Raw genomic sequence first — 20,714 nt, forward strand, 5'->3', positions numbered from 1 at the left:
TGATTCACTACTGTGCTGCGAAGCTTTCGTCGAATTAGATTTACTTGTCTGCACGCTCATGGATGTTGACGTGCTTGCGGCTTGCGAAGTTGATTCACTGTTGCGCTGTGAAGTCTTTGCCGAATTAGCTTCGCTTGTCTTTACACTATCTGAAGCGGACTTCGACGTGGATACGCTATTTGCTTTGCTAGTGCTGGTGGAGTTAGCCACACTCAATGACGTCGAGTTCTTTACCGACTCTGATTCACTGTTGTGCTGTGAATTCTTTGCAGAATTAGATTCGCTTGTCTTTACACTATCCGAAGCGGACTTCGAAGTGGAGACGCTATTTGCTTCGCTAGTGCTGGTTGAGTCCGCGACACTAAGTGAATTGGAGTCACTATCATGAGTACTCGTTGAAGCAGAGCTTTGCGCAGAGTTTTCTGCACTTTTATCTTGGCTCAGTGAAACTGACGCTTGGGTAGAATTATTGATACTCTGGCTCTGGCTAGATGATGTAGATCCATCTTTCGAAAGAGACTCGCTCTTGTTAAAGCTTACTGAATTTGAATTATCCGTCGATGCTGAATCACTAATTGATCTTGAGAAAAGTAAACTCCCAAAAAGCGACGCAGAATCACTCAGCGATACGCTGTCTGCTTTTGTCTGCCCAGCATTTCCTTGATTCTGCACCGTCAAATTATTCAAGTAGACTGTTCCCTGAGCCAGTGAGGTCGCACCTGACTGATGACCACTAGTACTACCGGAACCTACTACCTGCGAGTCTGCCTGGTCAACGGTCTTCGTTGCCGCGTGGACAGTCATTGGCGCCGCTGTCTCAGCACCGATTCCCACACCCAAAATGGTTGATAAAACCCCGAGCCCCTTCAAATAAGCTTCGGTGGTGTCAGACAGCGAATTGTCTAATTCATCAACGTTCGTCATTCGTGCTTCCACAGATGGCTGGTCCTGTCTGACAAATAACAACTTTACCCAGCGATTCAAGCATGAAACCCACCCTTGCCGCGTTTTATACAGCTTGACCCGACTGGCTTCCTCGTCTTGCACCGTCTTCTTCATTACCAGTTTCTCCTTCCAATCAATAATTTATTGGCAAATCTTTTTAAAACGTTTTATCGATTAACAATAATATTATAATCATTTACCTGCACTTAACAAGAAAATTGCTGGGATCTTTAACGATTCCCAGCAATTCATTCAACTTTATTTATTTAATTAGCGGATCATCCCTATAACCATGACCACTAAGATCACGACAAACAGGAATCCCATCAAAATATTCTGAACACTGAAGTGACCTTTTTGCTTAATGTATGGCTTTCGTTGCTCTTTTTCCACCTTATGTAAGCGGCGTAAAGCATGGTCTTCTACCAGTGTTTTATCTTGTTTTTTGTGATCATCTTTCATTTCAACTCACCAAATACGCGCTGGTAGTCTTCCACGAGGACATCACCAGCCAATTGCCGCTGGGTGTCAACCAAGCGCTTCATTTCCTCAGGTTTAACCAGTGCGGTAAGAATCACCTGGGCCATCTGCTTAACCGCGTCCTTGTTAAAGACGTTCTCTGGCGCGATAAATTGCCGGTTGTGAAGCGTATCCGTAAAACCGACAATCAGCATATTCTGTTCAAAGGCGCCGCGGACGGCATCGAGAATTTCATCCCCGTGGTTAATATCCAGATAAACATCACAATCCGCCATCAACTTCTTCAAGCGTTGCTGGCTAACTGTTGGGTAGACATTGACGTTCGGCAAATCACCAAACTGCATTAACTTGCCCGACATTTCTGTCACTGCCGCCACGTTAAACTCAAAGTTCGGTAGCAATTTGACCAGCTTGTCCAACTGCTCAACCTGGTCTGAATTAGTCAAAACCAACCCCCGTTGCTGAAGCTTATTACTCCGCGGGTGTGGGTAGATCATGCCGAGGTATTGGAAATTAACGTGTCCGGGTTCCTTGGGCAAGAAACGATCACGTTGTTGCCAGTCGGTGTAATTCTGGAAAATCACGTGCTTAGTCCGGGTCTCATTGTCCACCAGGTACTGCATATTGCCAGGCAACTGGTCGGCCGTCCGCTCGTGCCAGAACAAAATGTCACTCCCAGACTTTGGCAGATTCATCGTTACTGCCAGCGAAACGTTTAGTGTGTTATAGATGACGTGGTCCAGCGGGTATTGACGTTGCTGGAGATAATAGGCCACAAAGTTGGCCCGGCTAGCAAAGTGACGTTCATAGCCACCGACCTTAAGCCAGAAGTCACCCTTCAGGCAGTTCCAGGCCATCACTTGCTGGTGACTATCCTTGAAGTACTTTTCAAAGACCGCCCGCCCATTTTCGTAATAAGTCTTCGCAAAGCGTTCTCCATAGCGGTTGTAATGGTCAACCCAGTTGACCTGACCAGTCAAATCCAGCCAGCGGACTTCCTTAATAATCCGGGAATTATCAGCAGAGCTGTAAGTAATCTCCGCCCGTTTCTGGTTGAGGTCGTAAACCGTTCCTGACCCCGCCGTAGAGTTGATTTTCCAGTACTTGGGTAGCGGTAGTTTGTCAAAGTACAGTGGTTCGTGGTGCCGGTTAAACTGGCAATAGTGCTGAATTGGCGAATCAACTTCCTGGGGAAGAAAACCATCATCAAAAATTGCGACAGAGGGCACCTTCATTTTGGCGATGATCTGTGACCGCAGCAAGTCTGCCGACGCCACATCGTAGTGTTCAAATAAGTTAATCATTCACTAGTTCCTCCAATAAGCTTTGCCACTTGGCGGCGATATTATCCTGCAGGTACGGGGTAGCCAGCTGGTAAGAGTGCTGACTAAAGGCCGCCAAATCAGCCTCAGTAAAGAGGCGAATAATTGCCTTGGCCAGCGCCTCAACCTTTTGCTGGTCTGACCACTCCTCGTTGTAATCCAGCAGGTAGCCGTTTTGTCCGTTATCAATGAAGGTTTGGTTACCGTACGGGACGTCAAAGCCGATCATCGGCAACCCGGAACCCACGGCTTCCAGCAAGCTGAGGCCAAAACCTTCACTGGTCGAAGCAGCCACGTACCCATCGTAGTGGGTGTAAGTGTTTGTCAGGTCATGCTGCCCCATCAAGCGGATGTAGGCCCCGGCATTGCGACTATCAATCAACTTCTTCAGCCGATCATGCTCGACCCCCTGCCCATAAATATCCAGTGTCACGTCACTGATTTGCTCGTGAGCGATAGCCACCGCCTTCACCAGCCAGTCGAGGTGTTTTTCCGTCGCTAGCCGGGATGCCGTAATCAGTGAATGCCGTTTGCGGGGCTTTTCAGGGTGCCGAAGTTGGTCCAAACTACCGACCGGGATCGTATCCACCCGTAGCTTGTGGCCGTAATACTTCTCTTCTTGCTTCAGCAGTAGCTCTTTTTGTTTATCCGTGGCCACAATAAAGGAGGCCACCTCATCCGGGTGGGTAAACGAGTATTCGTAGAAATTATTCCACAAAACGCGGTGCTTATCCGTATAGTGCTGGTCATAGTGGTCGGCGTGAACAACCACCACCAATTTGGCTGGCCGGTGTTCTTCGAAAATAATCTGGCCGTTACTCAGGTTGGTTCCTTCACCAGTCCGGTCCAAAATCACCACGTCGTCAGCTGTCCAATTCAATTGCCGGACCATTTCCCGGTAAAGGTCGTTTTTGGAGTAGTAAATCTGCTGGTGAGGGAATTCAAAGACTTCTCCCTTATTCTGAGTCAGGTATTCCGTGTAGGCGACCGAGCCGTCCTCGTTATAAAATTCCCGGAAAGTAACATGGTTATTTTGCCGCTCACCACTGTAATATTCGCAGGCATATTTCGTGTAGGAGTAAAAGTCGCGTTTAACCATCATCCCGTCAGTGGTAACGTAGGACACTTGGTCAATTGTCTGCTTTTGGGCATCGTGGAAGCGAACGCCAATCCAGAGGTCTTCGTTGGGAAGACTATACTGGGCTTCTTTTTCCGTGACCTTTTTTTCGTACTTGCCACGTTCTTCCAGGTGAACGTCCTGTTCCCACTTAGCCAGGGGGTAATCGGACGGCGCAATTCTGACGTCGGTAAAGAAGTTATAGAACCAAATAATTTGATCGTCAGTAAAGCCTAAGTTCGCAGTCAGGTCTTCGATGTTATTGGCCAAAATGAGGTCAGAAAAAATAAATTTCGCGGGAAGCTGCTTTTGACGCAGTGCTCGTGCCCGGTAAGCCTGGGCGTATTCCACCCCGCTGCTAGCCCAGCCAATCCCTAAGTTAACGTTATAGACTGTCATTCTGTGTCCTCCAAAACTACTACATGAATTGAACAACCAACTGGTTCTTCTTGTTCAAGTTAATGATACTCAGCATCAAGTTGTCGATTGCCCGCATTTTTACTTTCTTCAAGAGCTTCTGATAAGCATTATACGCCCGTTCGTTATAAACGTAACCTGAATCGCGTCCGGCAAGCGCCCACGAGCCGACATAGGACCGCAGGGTGTTCAGGTAGTCGACCTGGTCAGTCCATGACGTATCAAGCGCCGTCAACAGACACTTCCGGTAAAAGGCGTTTAACTGTTTCTCGTTAATCAGCATTTTCGCCTTTTGACTGATGATCTGCTGGCACAGGCCCTTCAGGTAAGTCCGCACCCGCTCCTTACTAGTCAAGTTATCTGGCAAGTCGACGGCTTCGTAGGTGAAGTGGTGGTTCACCAACCGCTTAATCGTTACCGGATCCCAGGTATCACGTTGAGCCAAGAAGAAGTCGATTCCCTGATCAACCCAGCTATCAACCGTCTGCTGAAGGTTGTCTTGACTAATGACCCGGTTCCGTTCGTCATAAAAGGTCGCCCGTTGAAGGCGCAGCGTCGTTTCGTACTTATTGGTCTGTGTCCGCTGGTTTTCCTCCGCACTGGCTACCCGGTTTTTGAGCATCCAGAGGGAGAAACGAATCCGCGGGCCGTGAAGCTGGCTGATCTCTCGTCCCGCCCGCTTCAAAGCAACCTTGTGACGGTAGTACTTCTGGAAACGGCTGGTCATCGCCTTGGTGACGAAGTCGTCTTCTAGGGACACGTAGAACTGGCTCGTCCCGGGGTCGCCCTGTCGACCGGCACGCCCGGCTAATTGCAGACGGACCCGTTCAGCCAGCATTTCGGTGCCGATCACTGCTAAGCCGCCCTTTTGACGAACTGCTTCGCTAATCTTAATGTCGGTTCCCCGACCCGCCATGTTGGTGGCCACAGTCACCGCCCCTTCTTGACCGGCGTCTTTGACCATCGCCGCTTCTCGGCTGGCATTAAAGGCGTTCAGGACGTTGTGGGGAATCCCCTTATTCAACAGGAGTTCGGAAATAATCTCGGAATTTTCTACCGACCCGGCAACCAGGAGAACTGGCCGGCCGATTTGATGGAGGTGAACCACCTGCTTGAGCGCATCGAGCAGTTTGTCCGACGTCGTCAGGTAGATCTTGGCTGGCAGGTCCTGGCGGATCACCGGTTTGTTTGTCGGGATCGTGACCACTTTCATGTTGTAAGTGTTGATAAACTCGTTTTCGTCCACCTTGGCGGTCCCACTCATACCGGCAATCTTGTTAAACATCCCGAACAGACTAGGGAAGGTTACTGACGCGGCTGTCTGCCGCAGGGGTGTCACGTCAACCCCTTCCTTTTGTTCCGTTGCTTGCTGGATCCCGGAGCTGACCTGAATGCCCTTCATGAGCCGCCCGTTAGTCTCATCCAGCAGGATTACCTTACCATCACGAACCACATAATCATGGTCGCGTTTCATGAAGAAGTGCGCCCGCAGCGCTAAGCAGATGTGCCGGTATAATTCCCGGTACTTCAAATCAAAGAGGTCGTCAATCCGGAAGTAACTTTCGGCTTTCCGCACGCCGTGATAAGTCAGCCAAACAGCCTTGTCGCGACGTTTGACGACATAATCAAGTTTGGGAACCAGCGAGACCACGAAGTCATCGGCGAGCTTGTACATCGTCGACAGCACCCGCGGCGCTGAGGCCACCACGAAAGGTGAGGTCGCGCTATCAAGCAACACCATGTCCACTTCGTCCACCAGGGCATAGTTAAACGGTTTAGGAAAAAACTGCCCTTCCTTATTACCAGCCAGGTTACTGAAGAGGTAGTCAAAGGCAAAACCACTCGAGGTCATGTAGACGATGTCGGCCCCGTACCACTGCCGCTTTTCCTTGGGGGTCACGCTCGCTTTACGTTTATCCGTCGACTTACGAAAGGCGGTGCTGACCGTCAACCCAAGGAATTCGTAAACGGGAGCCAACTGGGTCTCATCACGTTCAGCTAGGTACTCGTTCGGGGTCACTAAAAAGGCTCCCTTGTGCATCAACCCGTTGAGGTAGAGGGGCATCGTTGCCGTCAGGGTCTTCCCTTCCCCGGTCTTCATCTCGGCAATATAACCCTGATTCATCACGATGGCGCCCATCACCTGGACATCATAGGGATAGAGGCCTAATACCCGGTAGTCGGCCTCCCGAACCGTTGCGTAGGCGCGGGGCAAAACTTGCTCTAAGATCTTCCCCGCTTTAATTTGCTCGCGCAGCAGAGCGGTTTGCTGCTGTAGTTCTGAGTCGCTCATCTGCCGCATTTCCGGGGCCAGACGGTTAACTTTTTTCAGGAGTCGTCGAATAGTATGACGTTCGCCAATATCAAGCATTGTTAATCAACCTTCTTTCCCCAGATATTTTGCATCACACTGACAATCTTGGGCCAGTTAGGCTCAACAATGTTGGGTGACTGCCAGCTCAGTGGTTCTGCATTCCAGACGTGGTAGTCAAGCAACCCCTCTTGGCGGATAGTAGCGAGTAAGATCTCACACTGTGGATTAGCTTGCTTAACATCCCAGACTAACTGGTCAAGCTGCGGGTCAGAACTGACCAAGTGAAATTCACCCAGCCGTTGTTGGACCAGCCACTGCATTAACCACTTCCTGGCATCCCGCTCGCTTTGCCAGGCAAAACTAATCACCTGCACTGGCAGGAAGAAGGACCGTTTGACTAGTGACGGGTACGTCCGCCGCGACTGTTTAGCGTCGTTAACCAAGATAATATTGCGGGGCTTAGACGGACCGTCATGGTAAAGCCGGTGGACCCAGACATCATCATGAACTTCTTTCGGTAGGTTAGCTTCGCAGATATCCAGCCGGTCAAAGCTCATCTTGGTCATCCCGGCATTAATAATTTCAATTTGGTAGCTGACTGTTTCTGCCGGGTAGACAAAGTTCTTTTCCCGCGAACGGAATTCTACCCGTTTGATTTCCGTCCCCTGCAGGTCAAAGAAAGTCAAGCGGATCAGGTAAGCACTCGCTGGTTCTGCACTTAGGTGGGCATAAATCCGGTAACGATAACCATTCCGTAAAATCGGCAACTGGGGGACGGTCTTATCTCCCTGGTAGTTGTAGGCCGACTTCCAGGTAATAATTGCCCGCCCTGGCGCCATCAGGGAGTTCGTCCACTTCACTTTCAGTCGCGACGACAGACTAACCCGGCTGCCGGCAAGAAAGGTCCGGTTATTGGACCAGTAAATATGGTTGACCAGTTTCTGCATCAGCAGCTACTCCTTTCTGCCAAAATCATTGGTTAACATTTGGTGAAGACGGTTAGCAAACCAGTAATTAACCGACGGGTCATCGTTGTGGTGGCCGGCAAAACCGCGAGACGCAAATTCGCGAGCCCGCGCCACCGCCGGGCTGTGCCGGAAGTGTTCGATCGCCTGGTTATCATAGTCATCGTCTTTCATGTAGGCCACAAAGAGGCGGGTCTTACTCAGGTCACACTGGTTAAAGTCTTCCCAGAAGCGCTTATCTAGTTGGCTAAGCTGTTCCTCATCCAGTCGGTCAACCAACTGGTTATCAATATCGAAGATAGTTTCAAAACCAAACGGCCGCTCCAGCCGCCCCCGCTGGGCAATCAGCCCTAAGCCGGCCAGCGGCTTCGCCACGTTAATGGCGTAAGCACCCAGCTGGGCGCCCAGCCGGATTGCCGGATAGGTACCCATGGAAATGCCGTTCATAATCAACTGCGACTCATCAAAGCCCAGTTGCTTGAGGTAGTCCCGAATAACTCGCTTAATCTCTTCTTCCATGTGGCTAGTCGTGTAGAACTGCCCCACTTCCAGGCGCATGTCGGTAAAAAGAATTGCCGGCGCCTTGGCGTAGCGAAACATGGGAAAAGCTTCAAAGCCTTCCAGCGACCGGGCCCCGGAAAAGTAAACGTTCAGCGGCGGCTGAAGGTCGCCAGGGTTGCAGAAGTAGGCGATGTCTTCCCGCGTGGCCGGGTCGACAATTCGTTGACCACCAGCGATAAATTCACCGTAGCCTTCTCGTCCCCACCGGGAGTGAAGAATCCCGAGTTTGAGGGTTCCGGCACCCTTGACCTCCAGGCTAATATTGGCGTAACGGTTGTAGTCGACGACCTTAATTGGCAGCTGCAGTTCTTCTGCTGAACTGGCATCGAGGACAAAGGACGCATTGGGGTCGCCGTCACCGCCCGCCGGCTGAATAAAGACGCGCAAGCGAACTGCCAATCCCTCAGCCTGGTAAGCCAGCCACAGTTTAATCAGCTTATGAGGGTCAAGGAATAAACCTGATTTATAGGTGCCCACATTAAGCCACTGGTCGTGGGTATCAGTTTTCAATACGACGTGACCACTATCAAGCATTTCGTAAGCTGTCAGCCGGTCCATCAGCGGCATCAATGCACTCGGCAAAAAGCGGATCCCCGACTGACCAAAAAAGTACCGCCGGGGTAGAAAACCGATGACCGTCTGCGGGTCGTCTTTAATTGGTGCCGCGGCCTGGCACTTGAGAAAGTGACGGGCAGCCGATGTCAGCTGGTCTGCCGTATTGGGTGAGAACAGCACGTGGTAGGGGTCGACCAACCACTGCAGTTTTTGCCAGTCCTCATCAGTCAGCTGGTTGTCGCCAGTCACAATGACCACGTCGTAACTGTGTTTCTTCTTGGGCGGAAAGTCATTAAACTCCCACTCCATCTCTGCCGGCAGTTGGTAGTGGTCGGCCCAGTTATCCGGACCTAGTTGGAGTACCTTCATCCGTTTTCATCCCCTTCCAGGTATTCTTGCCAGCGCTTGAGGAGGTTGGCTTCAGAATACTTATTCAGCAGCTGAACGTTGTAAACCAGCGAAGTATTCCAGTTTTTCAGATGGTCGAGGTAGTAGGACACCCCGTTCGCCAGCTGATCCCAGTTATGACAGAGCAACCCATTATGGTGGTCCTCTAGCTCACTGCTGGCAACGTTTTGGAGAATCGGAATGCCGACACTGACCGCGGCCATCGACATAAATTCATCGGGTTGCCCCCACAGGATCAGCAAGCGTATTTTATCCAGGGCGGTTAGCACATCAGCGTTAGATACTAAGCGTTGCTGCTTAATCTTCAGTAGTGGTGGCAGTTCATCTTCCTCCAGCTGGTTTTCACCAGGATCGATTTCGTCAACTGACAGGATGAACTCGCCATCATGTTTCTTGCGGAAGTGGGCAAAGACCCGGCTAACCATCCCCGCCTGGTCGTTGGAATAAGAGAAGAGGTAAAGGGCAGTAGCGCCCGGGTCCTTCATTAATCGCGGATAAAGCTGATCCAAGACGGCCATCAGTTCTTGGTCAGTCATGTGCTCCGCAAAAACGGCAACCCGTTGCTCCGCCAAGCGTTGACTGTGGCCCAACTTAAACTGTGATTGGAAAAGCGGGAGGGTTGCCAGCTGTCCAGGAGTGACAAACTGTTTGACCCGGCTAGCCGTCTTGTCACTATCGACGATCAACCGTTCACCGGCCAAGTGAGCAATTACCTGGTCGTAAGGTGCCCAGCGACTTGCCGAGTAAATCGGCCGCTGGTGGCAAAACGTTTGTGAAAGATTAATGGTGGCGGCATCATCGACCGTTACCACCAGCTGGTCGTTTTTCTTTATCCGGGGCAAAAAATGTTCAGTAACCACTTCTTCTAAGAGGGCGCCTAAGTGGGCGTACTCCCCGTGGGCAGTCTGTACTAGTTCCTGGTTGACCGTTACCCGGTCGCTGTGCCGGTCATGTTTAAACCGCCAGTTACCGCTGGGATCAAAGTAGGTATCCACCTGCCCCTGACTTTGCCGGGAAACGAAGCCCCGGCTGTCAAAAAGGAGCGTACTACCGGCGTTATCGCCAGCAACGTAGTTCACCTGGAGGATTTTCCCCTGGGTATCCAAGACAATGGTGGCATAGTGTTGGCCACCAGCCACGACAAAAATCCGGAAGTTGGTAAAGTCAAACAAGGCATCAGCGGGCCACTTCAGGTCGCGAATGTCGACGACCTGACTATCAAGTGTTTCAATCCCCTGCAAGTAGTCAAAGGCTGACCAGACCGTATTGGGGAACAAGGCCAGTTGGTTTAACTTTGTCGTTAACTGTGGCTGGTAGTCGGTTAAAACAAGGCCCACTGGCTGCGCATTATCCTGGAGGATCCGTAAGTGGCTGACAGCGTCATCAAATTCAAGTGTTGGTGTGCTGTACGACCAGTCAATCAGTTGTTTATGCCAGGCCGGAACAAAGTAGTTCATTCCTCAAGGCTCCTTTCCTTTCGGGCGAGACGGTAGTACTTCTGCGGGAAGACCAGCGTCAGCAAGGTATCGCGCATCCCCCCGATAATCATGACAATCATCACGATGTTCATTGGAATGACCGTAATGCTACCAAACTTACCGAGGAACTGCTGACCCATCAGGCCAAAGACTAGTTGGATGGTGTTGAGGACGGCCCCCGGGAAGCAGATGACCCACATTAGCCGTGAGAGGTAACGCTGGGTCGGTTTGCCTGGCCGGACGTTGGGGATATAAGTGTTGCTGTTACGGAACGCTTTTGCTTGCTGGCGCGGGCTAAACTGCATGAAGGAAAAGAAATAAAAGAGAATGAAAGTTAAGACCCCGCTGAGGGCGGCATCAAAGCGCGGGTTGGCAAAGATTGACTGGGGCCCGAGAATCGCGCCGAGCATTGTCGGCATCATTAACAGTGCCATCCCCACCATGTAAGTCATCATCGCCCCCATGTTCAACCCGACCGGCTTCAACACCGGTTTGTTCTTGCTTGAGAGGGTGATATCAACGGTATAAAGCGGGTAGTAAGCCTTAGTAAAGGCAATCCAGAAGACCATCAGCCCTAACGACAGGAGGAGTAAACCAGTTAGCCACAACCAAGCATAGGGTAACTTCATAATTTGCGTTACGGCACGCCGCACCATTCCGATGGATCCGGAGATGATATTAAAGAGGATCAGGGTAACCGTCCCGCCAATTCCGAATTTCATGTTCATGATTCCTAGCCAGGTCACAAACATCGCGCCGGCCGTCAAGATAATGGTTACCGCTACTGCCTGGTAAATGTTTGCCGTCAGGTGGAAGCCAATCGTGATGAACGCTGACTGCAACGCTGCAAAGAAGAGGGTCATCCACTGCTGGGCCATCGCCATTTGGTTAACCGATAAGGTATCAAAGCCGAACAGACGAGTCATCATTAGCAATTGAAGTAGGATCATCGCAATCATCATGGGCCCCAACCCGACCATAAAAAGTGATAGTTGCTGGAAGTTGGCACCGCTCATGAAGGCCATCATCGAGTGTGAAGTGGTGTGCATCAGTTGCGAGAATTGGCTGGTGATCCGGGCAAACGGCAGGGGGATAAATGATCCCCAAACGTAGATAAATAGAATAAAAAGTGTAAAGCCTGCCTTACGGTAGAGGTTTCTTAAGTGTGAGGTCTTTGCCATGTGCGTCTCCTCTAGAACTGAAAGGAGTGGTCACCCCCACTCCCTCTTGTCAATTGATAATTCAGTTTGTCGTTTTAGTGTTACTAAAAGTATAACATTAACTGCCATTGGTAAATTAATAATTCTTTGGTAAGGTGTCGAGTCCGATCACTGACAGTAGTATAATAAAGAAAGTATTTCGCAGATAAAGGAGCAACAGTGATGACACCAGAAATTTTTGCCTTGTCAGGTGATTATGGTTATATTAACCAGATCGAAACAACAGCAAAGTCAATCCTCTACCACCACCCCGGGGCGAAGATTTACGTGATTAATAAGGACATCCCCCAGGAATGGTTCAGCAACATTAACCGCCGTGTTCAAGAAATTGATAGCCGGGTAATCAACACTAAGATCGATGACAACCTGCTGAAAGACGAGCACGTTTCCCAGCCACAGATCAACGAAATGTCTTACGGGCGGATCATGATCCCCGACCTGATTGACGAAGAGCGGGTGCTTTACCTAGATAGCGATATCGTGGTCGACAAAAACCTCAGTGAGTTGTTTACGCTGGACATGGGTGACCACGCGCTGGCGGCCATCCCTGACTTGCTGTACACCGACAAGTTTAATTCCGGTGTCCTGCTATTCAATATGCCGGTCATGAAGCAGGATCCACAGATTGTCGAAAAAATGCTGAAAGCTGGTAACAATACAGAACTCCAGGAAGGTGACCAGTCGGTCCTCAATAGTTTCTTCAAGGATACTGATCTCCACCTGCCATTGAAATACAACTGGGCCATCGGTTACGACTTCCTTTGTACCTACTACCCGGCTTTTAACCACGATTACTGGAACAAGACTGACATCGATGCCAGCATTGTCCACTTTACCAGCCCATCCAAGCCGTGGCAGCAATTCTCCACTAGCCGTGACCGCGGTAAGTGGTGGCAGTACCACGACCTCTCATGGCGCGAAGTTTGTCAGCAAGCTGACCTCCCACCGGTCTTTGATTACCAGGAAGCAGGCCAATCCCTGACGATGACCAATAGTGAAAACATCAAGGACCTAGAAAAACTCGTCCGCGCCCTTCCCAAGTGGACCTTCAATATTGCGGCCTACACCAATATGGGTGGACAGCTGATTAAATTAATCAAATACCCGAACGTCCACCTTTACCAGTCGCTGGCTAAGCCCAACCTGCAGCAGTTGATGGCTGAGGCGACTTGTTATCTCGATATTAACTACGGTAGCAAGGACGATAAAATCATCAAGGAATTTCAGCAGTCTGGGCGACCAATGCTCTCCTTTGACGAGGTAAACTCCAGTATGAAGGATGCGGTCAACTACCAGAGTTTTGCCAATGACGACGTGGCGGGGATGGTCACCGCTATTAAGCAGCTCGCGGAGGACGACGCTCATGGACAAAATTAGCGTGATCGTTCCGGTTTATAACGTCGCACCCTACCTCAAGCAGTGTCTGGATAGTATCGTAAGCCAAACTTACCGCAACCTGGAAATCATCCTGGTCAACGACGGCTCGACAGACAATTCGCTCAAAATCTGCCAGCAATACCAAGAACAAGATAAGCGAATACGGGTGATTAGCCAGAAGAATGCGGGCCTTTCAGCAGCAAGAAACACGGGACTTAATGTAGCCAACGGTCAATATGTTACTTTTGTCGATTCGGATGACTGGTTTGCGACAAATAATGCGATTGCAACTTTGCACCGCCTAATTGACCAATATCACGTCAAAATTGCAATTGGTAATTTTGACGAATTTGATGAATCAGTCAATAGTTATCGGCTATTTGGTCATGACGATGTTATTAACGTTTATCCTACTCAAAAGTGGTTTGCTTTCGAATACACCGGTGATAAAAACCTTAGTCAATGTTTTTCCACTGCGTGGGGAAAGTTATTTGACCAACGATTCTTTAAACACGTCCGTTTCCCCGTGGGAAAAATTGATGAAGATGATCTCACCATCTGGAAACTTTATTTACAAACTTCATCAGTGGCCTTTATTAATCAGGCGATGTATATCTATCGTAATAATCGCAGTGATAGTATTACTGGCATCGCCAATCCCGCGCAACTCTTTTCCTTATCTGCTAACGAACAACGAATAGCAATGGAAACAATTTTGAATATGGATCCCCAAGTCGACCAAGGCGGCTACCTATGGCGACTAAATACACATTATCAAAATGCCTTAGCAGCCGTTGAACTAGCTAATTACAAGCATTCATTACTTTCAGTACAAATTGTCAATAAATATCATCAGGAACAGTAGGAGGTTGATTATGGACAAAATTAGCGTGATTGTCCCCATTTATAATGTTGCGTCATACCTCAAGCAGTGCCTTGATAGTATTGTGAGCCAAACCTATCGCAACCTAGAAATTGTCCTAGTAAATGACGGCTCCACAGATAATTCACTTCAAATCTGCCAGCAGTATCAAGAACAAGATAAGCGGATCCGGGTAATCAGCCAGAAGAATGCTGGTGTCTCGGCAGCACGCAATACCGGAATTGAAGTCTCAACTGGTCAATACCTTACCTTCGTGGATCCGGATGATTGTTACTCAACAGATAATGCATTGGATATCTTGTCTAGCTTGGTCAACAAAAACCATGTCAAAATTGCGGTGGGTAATTTTGACGAGTTTGATGAATCTACCGACTGTATAGTCATGACAACCAAACCACTGTTTACCCTATTCAAAAGTGGTTTACCTTTGAATATGCCAATGATAAAAACCTCAGTCAGTGCTTTTCAACACCATGGGGAGCACTTTTCGATCATGATCTCTTTGACCAACTCCGTTTCCCAGTTGGCAAAATTGATGAGGATGATCTCACCATCTGGAAGTTATACCTGCAAGTTTCATCAGTGGCATTTATCGACCAGGCAATCTATATTTACCGCAACAACCGCGCTGAAAGTATTACCGGAGTTGCCAACCCAGCTCAGCTCTTTTCTTTACCAGCAATTGAGCAGCGGCTGACAATGGAAAAATTGCTGGAATTTAATGAAATTTTGCCGCTAGAAACGAACGCTTATATGTGGCGGCTACAAATGCACCGCAATAATGCACTGAAAGTGGCAGAACTAACGAATTTCAAGCAGGCCCAGCAAAATATCAACATCATAAATAAGCGCAATAAAGTTAACTATTAGCAAGGAGTTACCTCATGAACAAAATTTCCGTAATCATTCCGGTTTATAACGCCGGCAAGTACCTTCAACAGTCAATCGATAGTGTCCTCTCTCAAACCCACTATGACCTAGAGCTAATCCTAGTTGACGATGGGTCAACTGATGAGAGCGTCGCCGTCTGTGAAATGGCCCGGCAAAAAGACCGTCGAGTAAAGGTGCTGACACTTCCTCATTCTGGCGAAGCCCAAGCACTTAATACCGGTCTAGCTGCTGCCAGTGGAGACTTGTTGTTCTTTATGAGTGCGCTCGACTGGCTAGGTGCTAATGACAACCTAGAGCGTTTGCTAGGCTACCTGCAAGATGAATCTGCCGATGTTGCTCTTGCTAACTTTTTCGAGTTTAATAACCAAAATGGTCAAACCTTAATTCATACTCTCGATGGTAGCCAACATGTTTATACCCCGCAAAAGTGGTTTGAATTAGAATATCAAACTGCTGAGTTTATGAATCAGTGTTTCACCAATCTGAATGGCAAATTATTCAAACGGAACCTTCTTCAAATGGCCGACTTTACTAATGAAGTCAATAATGTTCATGATGCCAATACCTGGAAATTTTACTTACTCGCTGATAAGATCGTCTACATTAACGACTCAATGTATGTCGTCCGGCAAAACGTTACTGACTCGCAATCATACCAGTTTGACCCGTCCCGGCAAAATGCTCTAGCCTCAATTGAAGAGCGGATTGCTATCCTGACCATCATCAACTTTGACGTGAATGCAGAATTAGCTGAATATCTGCGGCGGCTGGAGTATCACCGTGAACATGACCTCGCGGACGGTGATTATTATGGTTACCTCAACGCTGTTAATAAACTAGAAATTATTGATAAAAACACACTCCAAGAGTAAGAATTAAAATTTAAGTGTGATAGTCTGGAAACAGAAAGCAATAGAGCTCTCTTTTACACAGTTCTATTCATACTTTTACCGCCATATCCATTATGCTCATAGAGAATAATAGTGTCCCTTAGCATTCGGCTTTCGCAGAATGTTGAGGGACATTTTTACTGTTTATTAACCTTCTCTAAGTGAATACATCACAGTTGCCACGTCTATATTTTTAGTAATTTTAGCTTTAATTGTGCCTTTCTTGCTTCCCCCAGATTACCTTTTTGCAATGACATTTGATAACTGTTTTCCAACCGTTGTTGATAGAGTGAAATCATGTAAGACACATCCCAGCCAATCGCTCCAAAAGTAGCTATTTGCTCCTCAAGACAGGTCACACCATAGCGAAAAGCACTCAACTTCACGTGACTGAGAGATTGAGAATTCATTACGTAACAATATGCCTGCTGATTTTGAAAGGAAATAACATCTGCACGGGTATACGCCCGCCAAATGGTAAATTGATCGTCACCCGCTTCAATCTGTTCAGGAAAAAATAGGTTATGAAAAACACGCCGACTAAATAATTTGGCCCACGGGGCAGTATAAATCATGCCATCGCGGTTGAAAAACTCGCGAACCCATTCTTCTGGACGATACAAGCGGTTGAAACTGGTATCATGCCCATCAGGATTCATCGGCACAAAGAAGCGGTTTTCTTCATTCATCATGTAGTATGAGCAAACCGCAATGTCACTGTGCTGGCCCTTAACCTGTTGAACCAAAACTTGTAGGTAATCATTACTCAGAAAATCATCGCTATCGATGAAGGCAAAGTAATCACCGCGTGCCAGTTTCAAAGCATAGTTTCGTGCCGATGCAGCCCCACCATTGGGTTTACGATAATAATGAAAACGGGGATCCCTTTTCTGATACTCCAAGCAGATTAAGCCAGAATTATCAGGAGACCCATCATCAACCATGAGTACTTCAAAATTAGTGAACGTCTGTTTAACGATGCTATCCAAACAATTCCTTAAAAACTTTTCGACCTTATAAATGGGGATAATAAGTGAAATCGAAGGGTGGGAAGACTTTAACAAGGCTATTCTCCTTTGACCAAACCACTAATAATTCAACTCTTGAATAAATTTCACCATACCTGCTAAGTCACCGTTAGCAAAGACATGATAGTCCGGATTATCTTTCATATTAGGTGTTGCTACATCTTCAAAGGTAGCAAGCGGTAATTTCCTATCAGCAAACCTTTGAAGCAAGCTATCATCCTTTGAGCCATAATTAATGTCTAAGTAGGCATCTGTTCCATTCAGCATTCGCTGCAAAGTATGCTGAGTCATTGACGGATAAAGACGGATATTCGGATATTTCAGCATTTGAATCAGCTTGGATCCCATTAACGTGTAAGCAGCAACATTAAACTCATACTGTGGTAGAGCTTGCGCCAATTCAGCCAAACATTTGACATTTTCATCATTAGTAAAGGTAAACAACGTTCCTTGCTTATTAGGAATTTCCGTATTTGGTAGCGAAGAATGGTTAATAATTTCACTGTATTCCAGATTTCGATAAGACCACCAAATTTTTCGTTCACGCAATGCTGTAGTTGTTTTCCACGGCTTATCACCAGTTGTGTAATGAATAATTGAATATGGTTGAGAAGCTTTCAGTTCCTGTTCATAAGCGTCTAATTGGTCATGATGCCAGAACGTTACTAGGTCACCACCAACCTGTACATTGTAGGTCCCCGGAAGACGAAGATAATTATCTTTAAACTGCTCATTAAGTAGTGTTTGATCGTTATCTGACGGCGCATTCTTTCCCCTCTCCAGCAAATCATTGACGAAATTAGTTGAGCGGAGCTGGGAGTTGTCCATCAATAAAACACCCGCGTTAAAGAAATCACCAAAATAATCCTTAGCTGCTGCCACCGGGTGTCCCTGCATATCAATATTGAAGAGGTCATCAAGGTTGCGGTCAACAATCACATCAGCATCGAGATACAAAACCCGGTCTTCAGGAATTAACTGCGGAATCAAGATGCGGGCATAAGTCATCTTACTTAAGTAATCGACGGTAACCTTGACCCCATTAATAAGTGCTGGGTCGAACTTGGCATCGATAACTTGAACATTAATCGGAGCTAACCGCTGATTGAGGTTAATAAACCATTCTTGAGGCAGGTCTTCGTTAATAACATAAACTTTCACGTCGCGATTATGATATGCCAGCGACTTAATTAATGTCTCAACTGAGGTGAGATAATTCTGATCGGTCGAAATTGCGACTACTTTTTCCATTGTGTGCTCCTTAGTGTTGATAGTGTTTCAATAATCTTTGTAGGTAGGATGAACCATGGGCCTGGCATAATTGCTGATACTCATGTGTAATAACTTTAGTGGATATTGACAATACCTGCATTAAAGCAAGCTGTTGTTCTCTAGTTCTCATATGCGGATGATGGGTATGGACCACCCGGTGAATTGCCTGTGGATTATGATCAGAATAAACATAATCGCGGTAATTTTTAAAAGCAATTCGATTGGCCTTTAAATATAGCTGCCAGGAAATGGCCTCATCTTCATTAATCGGCCATCCAATGGGACATCGCACATTGTCAAAAAGATTTTTTTGGAACAATTTACCCCAGAGAACTCCTGGGAAGATTGCAAGTTTTGCTTGATATTTAGAACAAAATTCGATCCACTGTTCTGGACTATACACGCCGTCAAAAGATGGATCGCCTAACGGAATGTTCAGACTAATCAAATACTTCTTAGTTGTTATATTGAAGATGTTAAAGAAGCCAGCAGCAATCTCTGCCTGCCCAGTTAAAACCATGTCAATAAGGTGCCGACAGTAGTCTTTACCAACAAAGTCATCGTCATCAACAAAGCAAAGATAGTCGCCCGTGGCAGCGTCCAGTCCGCGGTTACGGGCAGCACCAACTCCCTGGTTAGTCTGGTGAAGCAGCCTAATTCGCTGGTCTTTTTGCCGGTACTTTTCACAGATTGCCAGCGACCCGTCCGTCGAACCATCATCAACGAGGATAATCTCCAAGTTGTGGTAACTCTGACTAATAATACTCTGCAAGCAACGAGCGAGGTACTGTTGATTGTTATAAACCGTCACGATTACTGATATCTTGTATTTTTCATCAACCATTTCTTCACTCGTCCTCGTTGTAATTATTTAGAAAACTAACGTAGTCGAACTGCTCAAACAATCTACTTCCCCGAACAGACGCTAGATGGTCCCACCACTGGCCGAGGTGGCCATTAATGACACAATGGTCAATTTGATAAGCAGACTTAATCTCTGGGTGGGCCGCTCCAGTGAATAAGACCTTGTTCTGGAAAGGCAATTGGTCAAAGGCGCGGAGCTGAGCGGTGCTGTAGGGTTGACCATATGCATCCCCACCAATCACATAAAGTTGCTGGTAGTTAACCCGTTGTTTACGCCGTTCCCACTTAGCTTTTGCTGCTTCAAACGTACTGTCGTGGTTAAAGTAGATTCGAATCTGCCGTTGCGCATCGCCTAACAAACCCACCGGAAAGTTTTGGGGCGCCAGTTGATCTTCAACGAGCGGGCAATCACTAAGGTAATAATGCAGATTTTGCACAAAGTGGAGAAAGTCTCCCGGGTAAAAATAGAGGTTAATTGTGGGTGTCAGAAATTTGAGCCCCAGCTGATGGTAAATGAAGCCAGCCACGCAGTTTTGACAAATAATCGAAAAGTCGTTATTGATTAACCGCTGCCGCCGAATCACTAACGGTTGTTCGTAAAACGGAATTTCCTCGCACATTGCTTCATCGCCCATCTCATGATCGTAATATTATCATTAATTATATCATTTTTAATCATTCTAGATATTGACCTTTTGATTATCGTCCACGAAGATCAAAAACCGGCGCCAGTCAAAGGAGGCGCCGGTTTCGTGGTCATTCATCAATTATTTGCCGGACTCGTCGTTGCAAGTCGGGTAGCAGCTGTTCTTCAAACCAGGGATGGTGTTTGACCCACGCCTGGTTACGCGGTGAGGGGTGGATAATTGGCAAATAATCTGGCAAGTATCGCTGGTAGTGTTCGACGATCTCCGTTTGCTTAATCTTTTTTGGTAAGTCCAGGTAGGCGTGGGCTGCATAAGCACCGACGAGAATTGTTAACTGAATGTTTGGCATCAGCTTTAATAGCTGTGGGTGCCACTTGGCCGCAAACCCTTTGCGGGGTGGCAGGTCACCACTGCGACCCTTGCCCGGGTAATAAAAGTCCATCGGCATAATGGCGATCTTCCCCGAGTGGTAGAACTCATCCCAGCTCACCCCGAGCCACTCGCGCAGCCGAACACCACTCCGGTCGTTCCAAAACATCCGCTGGTCCTGGGCCCGCTTTCCCGGGGCCTGAGCAATCAGGTTAATCCGGGCGTTAGGTCCCGCATAATATAGCGGTGGAATCCCCGCCGCAGTAAAATGCTTGTTTTCTGGGTCAGCCATCAGTGCTTGCTTGATCTGCTGAAATTGATCTGTCACTTTTTCCTCCTCCGTTTTCACTACCGAGTATACAACGAATCAAAAAACCGCTGACGTTTTTTCGCGTCAGCGGCTTTCGTTTCTGGAGCTGAAAATTCAATTAAGCAGCAAACAAACTGTTGACTGAATCAACAACTTGTTGGCCAGTCATATTGTCTTGGACAATGTGGTTCTTGATCCGCAAATCGTATTCAGCATCTGCTGGTTGATCGCTGATCTTGGTCAGGTCAATAGCCTTATCGTCAGAATCAGTCACGTCAAAATCATACTTCTCCATGTTCTTGATCGTGTCATTTTCTACTGTCATAATATTGACCCCCTTTTCACCTTCAGTTGTAGTCCTTTTTTCTCAAATGTTAAGTGTTTTGTCTTATTTAATGAAA

Annotated in this window: 20 protein-coding genes; 5 read left to right on the plus strand and 15 right to left on the minus strand. The window is 47.6% G+C overall.

Annotation, left to right across the window (positions count from 1 at the left end):
- From Q0E49_RS04270 to secY2, 9 genes are all read right to left on the minus strand, one after another.
- Positions 1-1,059: serine-rich glycoprotein adhesin (locus Q0E49_RS04270; protein WP_295746718.1), on the minus strand; the 1,059-nt coding region annotated here is incomplete at its 3' end.
- A 156-nt stretch (positions 1,060-1,215) separates the two neighbouring features.
- Positions 1,216-1,407 carry a hypothetical protein gene (locus Q0E49_RS04275; protein WP_295746719.1) on the minus strand — a complete coding sequence of 64 codons (192 nt, stop codon included), beginning with the start codon at positions 1,405-1,407 and terminating at the stop codon, positions 1,216-1,218.
- Entirely contained in the window at positions 1,404-2,729 is a 1,326-nt protein-coding gene (gtfB, locus tag Q0E49_RS04280) for an accessory Sec system glycosylation chaperone GtfB (RefSeq protein ID WP_295746720.1), read from the minus strand. Before gtfB ends, Q0E49_RS04275 begins: the two co-directional genes overlap by 4 nt.
- Positions 2,722-4,263, minus strand: coding sequence for an accessory Sec system glycosyltransferase GtfA (gene gtfA, locus Q0E49_RS04285; RefSeq protein WP_295746721.1), 1,542 nt, complete (start codon positions 4,261-4,263; stop codon positions 2,722-2,724). The genes gtfB and gtfA overlap by 8 nt, the downstream gene beginning before the upstream one ends.
- A gap of 19 nt (positions 4,264-4,282) precedes the next feature.
- Positions 4,283-6,652 (minus strand): accessory Sec system translocase SecA2, encoded by a 2,370-nt coding sequence (gene secA2 / locus Q0E49_RS04290; RefSeq protein WP_295746722.1) that lies wholly within the window; start codon positions 6,650-6,652, stop codon positions 4,283-4,285.
- A 2-nt stretch (positions 6,653-6,654) separates the two neighbouring features.
- Entirely contained in the window at positions 6,655-7,542 is an 888-nt protein-coding gene (gene asp3, locus Q0E49_RS04295; RefSeq protein WP_295746723.1) for an accessory Sec system protein Asp3, read from the minus strand.
- A 6-nt stretch (positions 7,543-7,548) separates the two neighbouring features.
- Entirely contained in the window at positions 7,549-9,045 is a 1,497-nt protein-coding gene (gene asp2, locus Q0E49_RS04300; RefSeq protein ID WP_295746724.1) for an accessory Sec system protein Asp2, read from the minus strand.
- Positions 9,042-10,541 (minus strand): accessory Sec system protein Asp1, encoded by a 1,500-nt coding sequence (asp1, locus tag Q0E49_RS04305; RefSeq protein WP_295746725.1) that lies wholly within the window; start codon positions 10,539-10,541, stop codon positions 9,042-9,044. Before asp1 ends, asp2 begins: the two co-directional genes overlap by 4 nt.
- Positions 10,538-11,743, minus strand: a complete 1,206-nt coding sequence (gene secY2 / locus Q0E49_RS04310; RefSeq protein WP_295746726.1) for an accessory Sec system protein translocase subunit SecY2 — start codon at positions 11,741-11,743, stop codon at positions 10,538-10,540. The genes asp1 and secY2 overlap by 4 nt, the downstream gene beginning before the upstream one ends.
- Before the next feature lie 201 nt (positions 11,744-11,944).
- Here secY2 and Q0E49_RS04315 point away from each other — a divergent pair, with 201 nt between their 5' ends.
- The 5 genes from Q0E49_RS04315 to Q0E49_RS04335 are packed head-to-tail and all read left to right on the plus strand — an operon-like array spanning position 11,945 to position 15,805.
- Positions 11,945-13,159: a glycosyltransferase family 8 protein gene (locus Q0E49_RS04315; RefSeq protein WP_295746727.1), complete on the plus strand. Its 1,215-nt coding sequence runs from the start codon at positions 11,945-11,947 to the stop codon at positions 13,157-13,159.
- A complete protein-coding gene (locus Q0E49_RS04320; protein WP_295746728.1) occupies positions 13,146-14,024 on the plus strand; it encodes a glycosyltransferase family 2 protein in 879 nt (292 codons plus the stop codon). Before Q0E49_RS04315 ends, Q0E49_RS04320 begins: the two co-directional genes overlap by 14 nt.
- A gap of 10 nt (positions 14,025-14,034) precedes the next feature.
- On the plus strand, positions 14,035-14,739 hold the full coding sequence (locus tag Q0E49_RS04325) for a glycosyltransferase (RefSeq protein WP_295746729.1): 705 nt from the start codon (positions 14,035-14,037) through the stop codon (positions 14,737-14,739).
- 2 nt (positions 14,740-14,741) lie between these two features.
- On the plus strand, positions 14,742-14,912 hold the full coding sequence (locus tag Q0E49_RS04330) for a hypothetical protein (protein WP_295746730.1): 171 nt from the start codon (positions 14,742-14,744) through the stop codon (positions 14,910-14,912).
- 14 nt (positions 14,913-14,926) lie between these two features.
- Entirely contained in the window at positions 14,927-15,805 is an 879-nt protein-coding gene (locus tag Q0E49_RS04335; RefSeq protein WP_295746731.1) for a glycosyltransferase family 2 protein, read from the plus strand.
- 203 nt (positions 15,806-16,008) lie between these two features.
- On the opposite strand, the gene Q0E49_RS04340 is transcribed toward Q0E49_RS04335, so the two are convergent.
- The 6 genes from Q0E49_RS04340 to Q0E49_RS04365 all read right to left on the minus strand — a co-directional run bounded on the left by Q0E49_RS04340 (position 16,009) and on the right by Q0E49_RS04365 (position 20,638).
- Positions 16,009-16,887, minus strand: a complete 879-nt coding sequence (locus tag Q0E49_RS04340; RefSeq protein ID WP_295746732.1) for a glycosyltransferase family 2 protein — start codon at positions 16,885-16,887, stop codon at positions 16,009-16,011.
- 24 nt (positions 16,888-16,911) lie between these two features.
- On the minus strand, positions 16,912-18,102 hold the full coding sequence (locus Q0E49_RS04345) for a glycosyltransferase (protein WP_295746733.1): 1,191 nt from the start codon (positions 18,100-18,102) through the stop codon (positions 16,912-16,914).
- 10 nt (positions 18,103-18,112) lie between these two features.
- The gene (locus tag Q0E49_RS04350) at positions 18,113-18,967 is read right to left on the minus strand and encodes a glycosyltransferase family 2 protein (RefSeq protein WP_295746734.1); all 855 of its coding nucleotides are present in this window, start codon (positions 18,965-18,967) and stop codon (positions 18,113-18,115) included.
- A gap of 4 nt (positions 18,968-18,971) precedes the next feature.
- Positions 18,972-19,607: a DUF1919 domain-containing protein gene (locus Q0E49_RS04355; protein ID WP_295746735.1), complete on the minus strand. Its 636-nt coding sequence runs from the start codon at positions 19,605-19,607 to the stop codon at positions 18,972-18,974.
- A 136-nt stretch (positions 19,608-19,743) separates the two neighbouring features.
- Entirely contained in the window at positions 19,744-20,295 is a 552-nt protein-coding gene (locus tag Q0E49_RS04360) for a uracil-DNA glycosylase family protein (protein WP_295746740.1), read from the minus strand.
- A 136-nt stretch (positions 20,296-20,431) separates the two neighbouring features.
- Positions 20,432-20,638: a hypothetical protein gene (locus Q0E49_RS04365; protein ID WP_273111380.1), complete on the minus strand. Its 207-nt coding sequence runs from the start codon at positions 20,636-20,638 to the stop codon at positions 20,432-20,434.
- Between the last annotated feature and the right edge of the window lie 76 nt (positions 20,639-20,714).

It is taken from the genome of uncultured Limosilactobacillus sp., from assembly GCF_934202235.1.
In the GTDB taxonomy this organism is placed as follows: domain Bacteria; phylum Bacillota; class Bacilli; order Lactobacillales; family Lactobacillaceae; genus Limosilactobacillus.

Coding starts and splice junctions, on each gene's coding strand:
- Q0E49_RS04275 (WP_295746719.1), bottom strand. CDS start 1,407: ATGAAAGATGATCACAAAAAACAAGATAAAACACTGGTAGAAGACCAT.
- gtfB (WP_295746720.1), bottom strand. CDS start 2,729: ATGATTAACTTATTTGAACACTACGATGTGGCGTCGGCAGACTTGCTG.
- gtfA (WP_295746721.1), bottom strand. CDS start 4,263: ATGACAGTCTATAACGTTAACTTAGGGATTGGCTGGGCTAGCAGCGGG.
- secA2 (WP_295746722.1), bottom strand. CDS start 6,652: ATGCTTGATATTGGCGAACGTCATACTATTCGACGACTCCTGAAAAAA.
- asp3 (WP_295746723.1), bottom strand. CDS start 7,542: ATGCAGAAACTGGTCAACCATATTTACTGGTCCAATAACCGGACCTTT.
- asp2 (WP_295746724.1), bottom strand. CDS start 9,045: ATGAAGGTACTCCAACTAGGTCCGGATAACTGGGCCGACCACTACCAA.
- asp1 (WP_295746725.1), bottom strand. CDS start 10,541: ATGAACTACTTTGTTCCGGCCTGGCATAAACAACTGATTGACTGGTCG.
- secY2 (WP_295746726.1), bottom strand. CDS start 11,743: ATGGCAAAGACCTCACACTTAAGAAACCTCTACCGTAAGGCAGGCTTT.
- Q0E49_RS04315 (WP_295746727.1), top strand. CDS start 11,945: ATGACACCAGAAATTTTTGCCTTGTCAGGTGATTATGGTTATATTAAC.
- Q0E49_RS04320 (WP_295746728.1), top strand. CDS start 13,146: ATGGACAAAATTAGCGTGATCGTTCCGGTTTATAACGTCGCACCCTAC.
- Q0E49_RS04325 (WP_295746729.1), top strand. CDS start 14,035: ATGGACAAAATTAGCGTGATTGTCCCCATTTATAATGTTGCGTCATAC.
- Q0E49_RS04330 (WP_295746730.1), top strand. CDS start 14,742: ATGGAAAAATTGCTGGAATTTAATGAAATTTTGCCGCTAGAAACGAAC.
- Q0E49_RS04335 (WP_295746731.1), top strand. CDS start 14,927: ATGAACAAAATTTCCGTAATCATTCCGGTTTATAACGCCGGCAAGTAC.
- Q0E49_RS04345 (WP_295746733.1), bottom strand. CDS start 18,102: ATGGAAAAAGTAGTCGCAATTTCGACCGATCAGAATTATCTCACCTCA.
- Q0E49_RS04350 (WP_295746734.1), bottom strand. CDS start 18,967: ATGGTTGATGAAAAATACAAGATATCAGTAATCGTGACGGTTTATAAC.
- Q0E49_RS04355 (WP_295746735.1), bottom strand. CDS start 19,607: ATGTGCGAGGAAATTCCGTTTTACGAACAACCGTTAGTGATTCGGCGG.
- Q0E49_RS04360 (WP_295746740.1), bottom strand. CDS start 20,295: ATGGCTGACCCAGAAAACAAGCATTTTACTGCGGCGGGGATTCCACCG.
- Q0E49_RS04365 (WP_273111380.1), bottom strand. CDS start 20,638: ATGACAGTAGAAAATGACACGATCAAGAACATGGAGAAGTATGATTTT.